Raw genomic sequence first — 12,220 nt, 5'->3', positions numbered from 1 at the left:
GCACTGAGACTGTCTTTAGTGCGGTTCCTTTTGCGAGAACTTCGCGCCGATTTTGGTCCTCTTATGCGCCTTTAAGAAGACACTAGGATTCTTGATGTTATTACTCTCCCATATTTGGGGGTATTATGATTTCGATTGACCGTTTTAGAGGCGCACTCCTCACAACGATTCTTGCTGGTTTGGTTTCCATTCTTCTGGCAGTCATTGTTTTTCGCATGATTGGGGAGCAGCCAGAAAGCAATTCTTACGCCTTGCTTGCAGAGGCTTTTTTGCAAGGCCGCTTTGAGGCTTCGCGCTGCTTTGATCTGGACTGCGCGCTTTTTGAAGACAAGATCTTTGTCATATTCCCCCCCGTACCAGCCTTGATCGCTCTGCCATTTGTAGCGCTGTTTGGTGTAGAGTTTCATCACTTTATTGCTCTGGGACTGATTTGCTTTTTCATTACCGGCTTGGTGTGGTGGCAAATTACGCGCAACTACCAGACGGACTACCGACTGGCTCTATTGCTTGTCGCAGCTTTTCTTTTTGCAACACCGCTGCAATACACCGTGCTCCGCGCTGATGGTGTCTGGTTCTTTGCACAAGCCGTTGCTGCAATGTTGACGTCACTGGCACTCTGGTCAGCGCTCATCAAGAGAAATGCTTGGCTTGTGGGACTGTTTATCGGTCTCGCATTCCTCACCCGGCAAATGAGCATTCTTTACATGCCGTTCTTTTTTGTTCTGATGACGCCACCGGACAGGTCCATCTTTGCAATCAATGCTGAGAGTATTGGACGCCTACTCAAACTCGCAGTCTTTCCTGCAATCGCAATAGGCATCTACTTTGCTTACAATTACGCCCGCTTCGGCGATCCTGTGCAAACTGGGTATGCGTACATCTTCCCGCCAGAATGGGACGCTCTGGGTGATCCATCTGCGTCATGGATTGAAGATCGTGTTCAAGAGCTGGGCTTGTTCCATCGGGATTATCTGCTTTTCAACCTGATCCACTTCTTCGTGCAAGGGCCGGATGTAGAGTTTTCAGGCAAGTATCTGACGCAGATCAGCGGCTTTGGCGACAAGGGCATAGCGCTCTTCTTCGGCGCTCCGTTCCTGCTTTACTTCTTCCTCGCCAAATGGAACCGGGAATACCTTTTTGCAGGGCTGACAATCGCTCTCGTCGCAGGAGTGACACTCTTCTACCACTCTAACGGCTTCTCACAGTATTCCGTGCAGCGCTACGTGCTGGACTGGCTCCCGCTCATGATGCTCTTCGTTGTACGCACCGTGCGACAAGACAACATGGGGGTCTTCGCGATGCTTGTGGTGCAAGCCTTGTTTCTCAACGTCGCCATGCAAGCGCTTGCTTTTGCGGCAAACGGTTGAGCCAGGTTCTATCGGGATTTGCGGAAAGTGATCACCTTATGACCCATATAGTTCGTCACCGCTCCAACCGCGATGGCGAAACCATGCGCGAGTGCTTGCGCGATAAAGAGCGGCAGAGTTGTCATGAAAATTGCATTTAAACCAACAGACAGCCCAAGCACGATGAGAGCAGAGAACAGGTTCACCCCAAGAAAGATCAGTACCTGTCGTTTGATGCTCTCGGGTTTCTGCGCCCCTACAAACACAAAATGCTTATAGAGCGTGTATCCAACACTCATTCCAATGAAATAAGCCAGCAACACCGCCAGCCAGAACGGCATGAACACAGACAGTGCAATCCGCAACAGCCAGTTTACAAAAGCAGCAAGACCACCAGCTAACAAAAAGCGGATGATCTGCCTGAACTCTGGGCTGGTGTCATAAGAAGATTTCAGCGCAGCAAGGCGAGCGGCAACCATCAGATCAAATAGCCTCCGAACCAGGCAAACAAGAACAGAATGGCCAGAATACCACCGAGCGCGAGACTCTGTTTGTCCTTCAATGCGAAGACCACGGGGTCATCGTTCAGTTCCAGTCTCTGGCATTTCAGCCAGACACGACCAAGCCAAAGAAACAGAATGGGTGGCATGCCCCACAAAAGCACAGATGCAGAATAAAAGTTTGCGTTGAACGCTTCATTGGTCAGGTAAAGCACCATAACCAGCGTTGCTGCCAATCCACTTGCCGAGCCGAGGGCAAGGAGCACCGGCAAATCTCTGTTTCGATACCCACGCCCAGACATCTCCCCATTTGTGCCAGCCTCCACATGGCGACCAAGCTCCGTATGGCGTTTTGCCAAAGACAGCGAGAGGAACAAATACATAGAGAAGACAAAGAGCCAGGGGGAGGGCGGCACGTCAACCAGCGTCACACCAACCCCAAGACGCATTGTGAACAGCACCGCCAGCACAGCCGTGTCGAGTAAAGGTACCCTCTTCAGATAGAAGGAGTAGGCAACCGTTGTTACTAAGTAGGCGAAAAGACCCAACACGACAAAGGGGCCCAATGCCGCCGCGATAGCAAAGCTCAGAGCAAACCCCAAAGGGATAGCCAGCATTGCATGGGCAATCTTCAGCTTGCCCGATGCCAGAGGCCTTGCCTTCTTGCTCCAATGCTGGCGATCTGCTTCAAGATCCCAAAGGTCGTTCAACAAATAAGTGGAGCTTGCAAGAATGCCGAGAGCCACAAAGCCCAGTACCGCACTCGCCCATGCTTCAGGGTTCAAAGCCTGACCACCCAGAATAAGAGGCACAAAGAGCAGTGTGTTCTTTGCCCACTGGTGGAGGCGCAAACTCTTCAGGAGAGGCCGAAAAAAACCATCAGGTCTTGCAAAGGTCTTTTCTATCTCACCACATCGCATCGCTTTTTGAGATAAACTATCGGAAGGGTGGACGATTAAGGAGCGGACAGCGCTCTTAAAGACAGGCAGATCGGAAATACTATCACCAGCATACGCAAAACCATCCGGAAACCTTTGTTCCAGATAGCTCGCTTTGTTGCCTGATTTCAGATTGATCTTGCCGTTGCTGGCGTGAACTTCATTAACAAAACCGAGCCGACTGGCAACTGCGATAGCCAGAACTTCATCAGCGGCAGTCGCCATATGAACGTCACGTCCTTTACCAGCTTCTGCACGAGCATAGGCAACAACATCTTCGTTCAGTGGCAAATCATCGATTTTTAAATCTACGCGAATGGCCAGTTGCTGTTTTACATAGGCGCGCCCGCGAAAGAGCCAATAAAAAACAACGAATAAGTTCAAAGGGTTTAATTTGAGGAACAGAATGAGTGCTTCAAAAAAACAATCCGTCCGTATCAGCGTGTGATCAAGATCTAATATAAGCGGCAGTTGTAATTCAGGTTCCGCCGACCTCTGAAGTCTCTGAATATCTTCCATATGCCCCACCCGAAGACTCTGCCCTGCAAAGAGTATGGGTTATGAATACCTAACTAATTACTCTCAATTTTGGTTAATAGTGTCTGCGAATGATTCAGATGTTTTTTCTTGGAAATTTTATTGGACGCAAAACTACTTAAAAAGCTTACAAAGCCTAGGATTGTGCAAGGTTCCTAGCCAAACGATCTAGCTACATTTCCCCCAGGATATGATGCAGCGGGCATTTCTTGCGAAGAATACAATTGAATAAGAGAAAAACTACGTTAGAGTGCGTACCGGGATATGCGTATCTGCCAGCAGCGAGGGGAACTGAGCATAAAGCCACTCGTGGGGAGCTGCTAACAGGCGAAATAATTTCTATTTTGCGTTGCTCTCAGGAAAATATGCAATTTTTTGAGTTTGCCCTTCAATTGAGGTGAACTCTAGATCCTATTGAGAAATGTATCCAAGTCGGCGCTGTTGGGGAACAGGCGACCGATGTAGTGAGGAGATTCCTAGATGAAATTCAGCAAAAGCTCTCTTTTGGCGAGCGTGGTCGGCACCGCATTGCTATCTACCTCTGCATTTGCTGCGGGTGTTCATCCAGAAACAGGCGAGAAACTCGCTGACGACCAGACTTTCACATACCGTATTCTCGACGAGCACTCTTCATTTGACCCACAGGTCAACGAAGACGTATCTGGCTCCGAGATCTCACGTAACTTGTTTGAAGGTCTTTACAGCCAGGACAACCTTGGCAACCTGGTACCAGGTGTTGCTCTGAGCCACACTGTTTCTGACGACAACCTGACTTACACGTTCAAACTTCGCGACAATGCTAAGTGGTCCGATGGCAAGCCTGTAACTGCAGGTGATTTCGTATATGCATGGCGCCGTTTGGCGAGCCCGGAACTCGCATCTCCATACCAGTGGTATGCTGAGCTGATGTCCGTTGAGAATGCAGACGCCATCGTTAAAGGCGACATGAAGCCTGAAGAACTCGGCATCAAAGCTATTGACGATCACACTCTTGAAGTAAAGCTGACAAAGCCACTGCCTTACTTCACTGCAATGACCACACACTCCAGTACCTTCCCATCTCCTAAATGGGCGATTGAAGCACATGGCGCTGCCTGGACTAAGCCGGAAAATATCGTTTCTAACGGTGCTTATAAGCTGGTAAAGCACGTTCCGCAGGAAACTGCTATTATGGAGCGTAACACCAACTACTGGGACAACGAGAGCACAATCATCGACAAGGTTGAAACCCTTGTAATCAACGATGAAAACATCGCTCTGACCCGCTACCTTGCTGGCGAAACCGACCGCACCGAAGTTCCTGCAGGTCAGTTCCCACGTTTGAAGAAAGAGTATCCAGATCAGGCTGTGGTTTTCCCACGTCTCTGCTCTTACTACTACACCTTCAACCTGTCTGATTCCGGTCCGGAAGAGTTTAAAGATGTTCGTGTTCGCAAGGCACTGGCATACGCTCTTGACCGCCGCGTCATCACCGACGCTGTTCTTCAGGGCGGCCAGTTCCCAGCTTACACCTTCACTCCTGCTGTAACAGCTGGCTTTGAAGTTCCAAAAGTGGACTTCGCTGGCTGGTCACAACAAGAGCGTGATGCAAAAGCGAAAGAACTGCTTGAAGCTGCTGGTTTCACCAAAGACAACCCGCTTGAGTTTGACCTCGTTTACAACACTTCTGAAGGCCACAAGAAAATCGCTATTGCGATGACCCAGATGTGGAAGCAGAAGCTTGGCGTTAAAGTCAACATGAACAACATGGAATGGAAGACATTCCTGAACGAGCGTGGTAACCAGAACTTTGAGCTTGCTCGTGGTGCATGGTGTGGCGATTACAACGAAGCATCTACCTTCCTTGATCTGATGGATTCAGAATCCGGTTACAATGACGGTAAGTTTGTGAACGCTGAAGTTGATGAGCTGCTGTCAGGCGCAAAATCAACTGCAAACCCACAGCCAAACTACACTCGTATTGAAGAGATCATGTCTGCAGAAATGCCAGTCATTCCGATCTACCACTACACCAACGTTTACATGATGAACGCACAGTTGAAAAACTGGCCGATCAAAAACGCTGAGCAGAACTGGTACGCTAAAAACCTCTACAAGGTTGCGAAGTAATCCAGCAATCAAGAGCACCGGTGTCCCAGACGCCGGTGTTTTTGCATCTTTTTGTTGCTGAATCACCCGTTCTTCATACGAGACACTAATAACAATGCTCAGCTACATCCTACGAAGAGTGGCTATCGCAATTCCTACATTGCTGCTGCTCATAATAATCTCATTCTTGCTCATGCATGCGGCACCCGGTGGCCCATTCACATCCGAGCGTCCGCTCCCTCCTGCGGTTCTTGCCAACATTGAGGCCAAGTATGGCCTGAATAATCCAATATATGTTCAAATCGTCAACTATATTGGTGGAATCATTACAGAATTCGACTTCGGGCCATCCTTTAAGTACAAGGACCGAAGCGTAAATGACATCATCGCACACGGTTTTCCAGTCACACTGACCTACGGCTTCCTGTCGTTTGCAGTCGCAGTCATTGTTGGAGGCGCGCTAGGTATCGCAGCAGCGCTCAAACAGAACAGCTGGCTTGATTACTTTGCCGTTGGTGTTTCTATCGGTGCGCAGGTGCTGCCTAACTTTGTTATGGCACCAATCCTTGTTCTGGTGTTCACTTTGTGGCTGGGCTGGTTGCCTGGTGGCGGCTGGAACGACGGACAATGGAACCACCTGATTTTGCCGGTGATCGCACTTTCTACCAGCTACATGGCATCCGTCGCGCGTTTAACGCGGTCCTCCATGCTGGAAGTGCTGCATACCAACTTTATCCGCACAGCAATGGCTAAAGGCCTGCCGTATAGAGTTATCATCTTCAAGCACGCCCTTAAACCTGCTTTGCTGCCAGTCATGTCTTATCTCGGCCCTGCGTTCGTCTCCATGATCACAGGTTCCGTTATCATTGACATGTACTTCTCAACCGGTGGTATCGGCCAGTTCTATGTGAACTCAGCACTCAACCGAGATTACGCTGTGATGATGGGCATCACGATCCTCATCGGTGGTCTCACCATTCTCTTCAATCTCATTGTCGACATCCTGTACGCATGGGTCGACCCGAAGATTAGATACTGAGGGCTGAGCACATGATGGTAGATGTTCAAAAAATGGAGCAGTTGGCAGACAATCTGGCTGCTCAAGAAGAAGTCGTAGGGCGTTCTCTGTTCGCAGATGCCCGTCGCCGCTTTTTCAAAAACAAGGCTGCAGTGGTCAGCCTGATCCTTTTGTGCGGTGTATTCCTGTTCTCAACCCTCGGTCACATGATCGCAGTTTGGTCTAACGAAGAGATCGATTGGGGTATTCTGGGTCAGATCGCAGAGCTCGGTGCACCAAACCTCGAGAACGGTCACTATTTTGGGGCCGATGAACTTGGCCGGGATCTGTTCGCTCGTGTCATTCAGGGAACTCAGATCTCGCTAATGGTCGGCATCGTCGGCGCCTTGATCGCTGTTATCGTTGGCACATTGTACGGCGCGATCGCTGGTTACTCTGGCGGCAAAGTCGACAACGTGATGATGCGTATCGTCGATATTCTGCAGTCCATTCCTTACATGTTTGTTCTGATCCTGCTGCTGGTGGTGTTCGGGCGTTCAATCTTCATGCTCTTCGTGGGTATCGGTTTGATCTCCTGGCTCGATATGTCTCGTATCGCACGTGGACAGACGCTGACGCTGAAGAACAAAGAGTTTGTTGAGGCTGCAATCGCGACTGGCGTAAAGCCGATTACGATCATCCTTCGTCACATCGTGCCGAACCTTCTGGGTGTTGTGGTCGTGTACTCAACCCTTCTGGTCCCGCAGATGATCCTGACCGAGAGCTTTATTTCATTCCTTGGTCTGGGTGTTCAGGAGCCTAACACCAGCTGGGGTGCGTTGATTGCTGAAGGCGCTGGAACAATGCAGTATGGCACGTTGTGGCAGCTGGCATTCCCAATGTTCTTCTTCATCATCACTCTGTTCAGCTTTTTCTTTATCGGCGACGGTCTGCGCGATGCGCTTGACCCTAAAGACCGGTAGGAGGTGAAATCGTGGCACTCTTGGATATCCAAAATCTACGGATCACCTACAACACTCCGGACGGAGTGGTAGAAGCCGTAAGAAACGTAAACCTGCAAATCGACAAGGGCGAGACCCTCGCGATCGTGGGTGAATCCGGCTCTGGTAAAAGCCAGACGGCCTTCGCGACCATGGGGCTTCTGCCTCATAATGCGCAGGTTTCCGGATCGATTAAGTATCAGGGTCAGGAGATCATCGGGCTTTCTCATGAGGGAATGAACAAGCTTCGCTCCAATGAGATCGCAATGATCTTTCAGGACCCAATGACCTCCCTAAACCCGTATTTGCGCATCTCGGACCAAATGGCTGAGACGCTCATTTACAACTCGCCAGACGGCAAGCGCATGAAGAAGAAAGATGCGATTGCTGAATGTGTGCGGATGCTCGAAGCAGTGAAGATCCCGAATGCAAAAAACCGCATTCATCTTTACCCGCATGAGTTCTCCGGCGGCATGCGTCAGCGTGTGATGATTGCAATGTCTTTGCTGTGTCGTCCAAAACTGCTGATCGCAGATGAGCCGACAACCGCACTGGATGTGACCGTTCAGGCACGCATCATGGATCTGCTGGTGGAACTTCAGGAAGAGTTCCACATGGCGATTGTTCTCATCACCCATAACCTCGGCATAGTGGCAGGCTCCTGTGAGCGCACCATGGTGATGTACAAGGGTGAGGTGATGGAGCAGGGCTCTACCGTAGATATCTTCGGCAAGCCAAGTCATCCATACACGCAAGGTCTGCTGAGCGCTGTTCCACGTCTGGACCAGGACGAAGAACGTCTGGTTACGCTGGATCGCAGCTTTGAAACCCAAATGGCGGAGGGCTGATTTTGAGCACGAAAGAGCCAATCTTATCCGTTCGCGACATGCGGGTGGAATTCAAAATCAAAAAGCAAAATGCTTTGCCTTGGCATCAGCCAGACATTCTGCGTGCGGTTAAAGGTGTTTCCTTTGATCTGGCAGAAGGGGAAACCCTCGGCATCGTTGGTGAATCCGGCTGTGGGAAGTCCACTCTTGCCCGTGCGATCATTCGTATGATCCCATCTCAGGGCGGCGAAGTGTTCTGGCAAGGCCGCGACCTGATGAAGATGAACGAGAAAGACCTTCTGGCGACCCGCAAGGAAATCCAGATGATCTTTCAGGATCCTCTCGCATCACTTAACCCACGTCTGACTGCTGGCCAGATCATCGCGGAACCGCTGAAAACGCACTATCCGAACACATCCAAGGATGAAGTGAAGAAGCAAGTGCGTGAGCTCATGGAGAAAGTTGGTCTGTCCGCACGGATGATCAACCGCTATCCGCACGAGTTCTCTGGCGGGCAGTGTCAGCGTATCGGAATCGCGCGTGCGCTGATCACCAATCCTAAGCTGATCATCTGCGACGAGCCTGTTTCCGCGCTTGACGTATCTGTTCAGGCACAGGTGGTGAACTTGCTGATGGACCTGCAGAAAGAGCTCGGCCTGTCTCTGCTGTTCATTGCACACGATCTGAGTGTGGTGAAGCACATCAGTAACCGCATTATGGTTCTTGAGTTTGGTGACATCGCTGAGATCGGCGAAGCACATGACGTGATCCACAATCCGCAGAGCCCTTACACCAAAGAGCTGATCAATGCGGTGCCGATCCCTGATCCTATTGCGGAACGCAAGCGCATCGCGGAACGGCGTGCGTTGGAGGCAAAAGCCTAAAAGAATTTGTATCCTGGATACAACAGACGGCGGGGCAAATGCTCCGCCGTTTTTTTATGTTTTGCATTTGAAGACCGACGCTGCCACATTGCCGCTCCAACCAGTTATATCTGCCCTTCAAGGCCATCATTATGCGCGAAACTCATAAAGGCTCCTGCCTGTGCGGGACCGTTCAATTTCAGATTCAGGCCACCTTTAAGAAGTTCTATTTCTGCCACTGCAGCTATTGCCGCAAAGGAACCGGCTCCGTTCACGGCTCCAATCTCTTTTCCTTTGATGCAGATTTCGCCTGTACCAGTGGAGAGGATTCCATAAAGTCCTACAATGTGCCGTCCACCCAGCACCGCAGAAGCTTTTGCGAAGAATGCGGCTCTCCAGTGCCCACACATGATCGCGAAAACAACTTCCTCGTTGTGCCTGCCGGGTCACTGGACACACCTGTCGATACCCAGCCGACCGCGCACATCTTCATGGCCAGCAAGGCAAATTGGGATGATCATCTGGAAGACGTCACGAAGTTTGATAAGTTCCCTGAGTAGTCCTAGGCTTTGTCTGTAACCTGTTCACTCGGCGAGCCCTTCTGCTTCCAGTCCATCCAGAACTTAAGCCCCATACCGACCAGAAGCCCCCAGAATGCTGCCCCAATGCCAAAGAAGGACAGACCGGACGCAGTGATCAGGAAGGTCAGAATGGCAGGCTCACGACTTGGCGCGTCTTTCAGCATGCTCTGAACCGAGACGGTGAGTGTTCCAATCAACGCCAGTCCGGCAACACCGCCAATCAAAATGCGCGGTGCCAGTTCAACCACACCGACAAACCCGGCAGAGAAGATGCCGAAGATGATATAGACAACTCCCGCAATCACTGCGGCCCAATACCGCTTTGCAGGGTCTTTGTGAGCATCCTCATTGGCACATATGGCAGCAGTGATGGCAGCAAGGCTGATCCCGTGCCCGCCAAATGGTGCACTGAGGACGGAACCAACACCTGTCCAGCTGAAAAGCGGCCCGGGAACGGGCTGATACCCAAAGGAACGCAGGATCGAGACACCCGGAATATTCTGAGACGCCATTGTGACGATGTAAATCGGTATGCCAATCCCAATCAAAGCTGAGAGTGAGAACTCCGGCATGACAAACACGGGAGCTTGCACCAGTTTCAGCGAGTTGAGGCTTGAGGTATCTGCATGGAAATAAAGCACGACAAGAAAGGCTAACAAAGCAGCGGGAACGGCCAGTAACTTGTTGATCTGTCCCGCAACAAACCATGCCAGCACAACAGGCAAAGCGAGGGCAGGGATCTCGGCCACCGCTTCAAAGGGTACAAGACACAGCGGCAGAATGACGCCTGCCAGCATGGCCTGGGCCAGAGTAACCGGGATCAGGCCAACAATGCGGCCCAGGGGCCTCCAAAGCCCTGTAATGACCACAAGCACCCCGGCAAACACGAAGGCACCGACAGCGGCTGCAAATCCGCCCTCTGGAAGACCGGAGGTCGCCAACAACGCGGCACTGGGTGTGGACCAGGCGACGGAAATGGGAACACGCTTCCACAAGCTGAAGCCAATACCGCAAATCCCCATGGCGATGGCAAGTGCCATAAGGCCAGAGGTTGCTTGTTCTGCAGTTGCGCCAACCCCGCTCAATCCATGCAACACAATGGCAAATGAACTGGCGAACCCAACAAAAGCAGAAAGAATACCAGCGCTGGTCGCACTAGCTGAAAGGGAGGAAGACATTAGGGCCCTGCAACAAGCTGTTGGCGTGAACCTCTCAAATTTGGGGAACAGAGAAGTCGCGCGAGGCGTGAGGAGATCTACTGGTAATGCTAACAGCCATGGTGCTGTGAGCAAGCCTTCAACCAGTACATTTATTTGAATTTTGCTCAACAAACACGTGTAGGGCTTCATCTCATTGAAAACACTATAATTTATCAGGACCCAATTATCGGGAGAGGTTTTTCAATATTTACGTCCGAAGGCAGCCTGATAGGCTTTTCCAATCTTTGGCGGTATTGCGGATTGGCCTCATGTTTTCACTTGATGATCGACGCAGAATTCTTGTGACAGGAGGTTCAGGCTTTCTGGGTTCCTATCTCAGTGAGACTCTTTTGGAGGCAGGGCATGAAGTGCTGTGCCTCGATAACTTCTTCACCGGCACCCGCATGAATGTGGAACATTTGCTGGATCACAAACGGTTTGAGCTGTTACGACACGATGTGTGCCAGCCGCTGTTTGTTGAGGTGGATGAAATCTACAATCTCGCCTGTCCGGCTTCCCCCGTTCACTATCAGTTTGACCCTGTGCAGACCACCAAGACCAGCGTGCTCGGTGCCATCAATATGCTGGGGCTGGCAAAGCGGGTTAAAGCCAAAATCCTGCAGGCCTCCACCTCTGAGATCTACGGTGATCCGCAGGTTCATCCGCAGCCAGAGGAGTATTGGGGCAACGTCAATCCCATTGGCGTACGCTCTTGTTATGATGAGGGGAAACGCTGCGCAGAGACACTGTTTTACGACTACTACCGCCAGAACAACATCAACATCAGGGTCATGCGGATTTTCAACACCTATGGCCCTCGTATGCACCCTAACGATGGGCGTGTGGTTTCCAACTTCATCATGCAAGCGCTGACGAACAAGCCGATCACTCTGTATGGCGATGGCATGCAAACGCGGTCTTTCTGTTACCGGGATGATCTGGTGGACGGGATGATCAAACTGATGAATGCGCCGGACCACATTTCCATGCCGGTCAACATCGGCAATCCCAAGGAATTCACCATCAAGCAACTTGCAGAGCTTGTGCTGGAGCTAACCGGGTCCAAGTCCCGGATCATCAGGGAGCCTCTACCTCAGGATGATCCGCTCCAGCGCAAACCTGACATCACCCGCGCCCGGGATTATCTGGGCTGGCGCCCAACCACAGAACTACGCGAGGGTCTGGTCAAAACAATCCAATACTTTGAAAAGCTTATGTCCAAGCAAGGAGAGACAGAGGCAAAGAAGCTTATGCCTGCGGAGTAGGGTAGCTCTTTAAAGCAGTTCGCATTTAAGTTGAAACACCTGAACTGCTTTAGTCTTTGTTTTTGCGTATCTTTATCC

The 12,220-nt window shown here is 50.9% G+C and carries 11 protein-coding genes; 8 read left to right on the top strand and 3 right to left on the bottom strand.

Annotated elements, in window-relative coordinates; all coding sequences use genetic code 11:
* The first annotated feature begins 125 nt into the window (after positions 1-125).
* Positions 126-1,367, top strand: a complete 1,242-nt coding sequence (locus PsAD46_RS09850; protein WP_063306720.1) for a glycosyltransferase family 39 protein — start codon at positions 126-128, stop codon at positions 1,365-1,367.
* Positions 1,368-1,375: 8 nt separating this feature from the next.
* Here the strand turns inward: PsAD46_RS09850 and PsAD46_RS09845 are convergent, their stop codons facing one another.
* Positions 1,376-1,825, bottom strand: a complete 450-nt coding sequence (locus PsAD46_RS09845) for a GtrA family protein (protein ID WP_063306719.1) — start codon at positions 1,823-1,825, stop codon at positions 1,376-1,378.
* Positions 1,825-3,303 (bottom strand): UbiA family prenyltransferase, encoded by a 1,479-nt coding sequence (locus PsAD46_RS09840; RefSeq protein WP_084404380.1) that lies wholly within the window; start codon positions 3,301-3,303, stop codon positions 1,825-1,827. Before PsAD46_RS09840 ends, PsAD46_RS09845 begins: the two co-directional genes overlap by 1 nt.
* Before the next feature lie 498 nt (positions 3,304-3,801).
* Here PsAD46_RS09840 and PsAD46_RS09835 point away from each other — a divergent pair, with 498 nt between their 5' ends.
* The 6 genes from PsAD46_RS09835 (at position 3,802) to PsAD46_RS09810 (ending at position 9,657) form a co-directional block, all read left to right on the top strand.
* Entirely contained in the window at positions 3,802-5,430 is a 1,629-nt protein-coding gene (locus tag PsAD46_RS09835) for a peptide ABC transporter substrate-binding protein (protein WP_063287808.1), read from the top strand.
* Positions 5,431-5,524: 94 nt separating this feature from the next.
* Positions 5,525-6,448: an oligopeptide ABC transporter permease OppB gene (gene oppB / locus PsAD46_RS09830; protein ID WP_057463860.1), complete on the top strand. Its 924-nt coding sequence runs from the start codon at positions 5,525-5,527 to the stop codon at positions 6,446-6,448.
* An 11-nt stretch (positions 6,449-6,459) separates the two neighbouring features.
* Positions 6,460-7,389 (top strand): ABC transporter permease subunit, encoded by a 930-nt coding sequence (locus PsAD46_RS09825; protein WP_193757828.1) that lies wholly within the window; start codon positions 6,460-6,462, stop codon positions 7,387-7,389.
* An 11-nt stretch (positions 7,390-7,400) separates the two neighbouring features.
* Positions 7,401-8,255, top strand: a complete 855-nt coding sequence (locus tag PsAD46_RS09820; protein ID WP_063293031.1) for an ATP-binding cassette domain-containing protein — start codon at positions 7,401-7,403, stop codon at positions 8,253-8,255.
* A 38-nt stretch (positions 8,256-8,293) separates the two neighbouring features.
* Positions 8,294-9,118, top strand: a complete 825-nt coding sequence (locus PsAD46_RS09815) for an ATP-binding cassette domain-containing protein (RefSeq protein WP_208980942.1) — start codon at positions 8,294-8,296, stop codon at positions 9,116-9,118.
* A gap of 131 nt (positions 9,119-9,249) precedes the next feature.
* Positions 9,250-9,657: a GFA family protein gene (locus PsAD46_RS09810; RefSeq protein ID WP_057463857.1), complete on the top strand. Its 408-nt coding sequence runs from the start codon at positions 9,250-9,252 to the stop codon at positions 9,655-9,657.
* Positions 9,658-9,659: 2 nt separating this feature from the next.
* Here the strand turns inward: PsAD46_RS09810 and PsAD46_RS09805 are convergent, their stop codons facing one another.
* Complete coding sequence (locus PsAD46_RS09805) at positions 9,660-10,856, bottom strand: benzoate/H(+) symporter BenE family transporter (protein ID WP_063306718.1); 1,197 nt, start codon at positions 10,854-10,856, stop codon at positions 9,660-9,662.
* 290 nt (positions 10,857-11,146) lie between these two features.
* Between PsAD46_RS09805 and PsAD46_RS09800 the strand changes: the two genes are divergently transcribed.
* A complete protein-coding gene (locus PsAD46_RS09800; protein ID WP_063306717.1) occupies positions 11,147-12,142 on the top strand; it encodes a UDP-glucuronic acid decarboxylase family protein in 996 nt (331 codons plus the stop codon).
* Positions 12,143-12,220 lie beyond the last annotated feature (78 nt).

This window comes from Pseudovibrio sp. Ad46 (assembly GCF_001623065.1).
Lineage (GTDB): Bacteria > Pseudomonadota > Alphaproteobacteria > Rhizobiales > Stappiaceae > Pseudovibrio.
The sequence above is the reverse complement of the archived record's forward strand: the minus strand, read 5'-3'. Positions and strand labels throughout refer to the sequence as shown.

Excerpts from the sequence above, each read along its gene's own strand:
- PsAD46_RS09825 (WP_193757828.1), top strand. The coding sequence starts at position 6,460 with ATGATGGTAGATGTTCAAAAAATGGAGCAGTTGGCAGACAATCTGGCT.
- PsAD46_RS09850 (WP_063306720.1), top strand. The coding sequence starts at position 126 with ATGATTTCGATTGACCGTTTTAGAGGCGCACTCCTCACAACGATTCTT.
- PsAD46_RS09840 (WP_084404380.1), bottom strand. The coding sequence starts at position 3,303 with ATGGAAGATATTCAGAGACTTCAGAGGTCGGCGGAACCTGAATTACAA.
- oppB (WP_057463860.1), top strand. The coding sequence starts at position 5,525 with ATGCTCAGCTACATCCTACGAAGAGTGGCTATCGCAATTCCTACATTG.
- PsAD46_RS09805 (WP_063306718.1), bottom strand. The coding sequence starts at position 10,856 with ATGTCTTCCTCCCTTTCAGCTAGTGCGACCAGCGCTGGTATTCTTTCT.
- PsAD46_RS09800 (WP_063306717.1), top strand. The coding sequence starts at position 11,147 with ATGTTTTCACTTGATGATCGACGCAGAATTCTTGTGACAGGAGGTTCA.
- PsAD46_RS09810 (WP_057463857.1), top strand. The coding sequence starts at position 9,250 with ATGCGCGAAACTCATAAAGGCTCCTGCCTGTGCGGGACCGTTCAATTT.
- PsAD46_RS09815 (WP_208980942.1), top strand. The coding sequence starts at position 8,294 with ATGCGGGTGGAATTCAAAATCAAAAAGCAAAATGCTTTGCCTTGGCAT.
- PsAD46_RS09845 (WP_063306719.1), bottom strand. The coding sequence starts at position 1,825 with ATGGTTGCCGCTCGCCTTGCTGCGCTGAAATCTTCTTATGACACCAGC.
- PsAD46_RS09835 (WP_063287808.1), top strand. The coding sequence starts at position 3,802 with ATGAAATTCAGCAAAAGCTCTCTTTTGGCGAGCGTGGTCGGCACCGCA.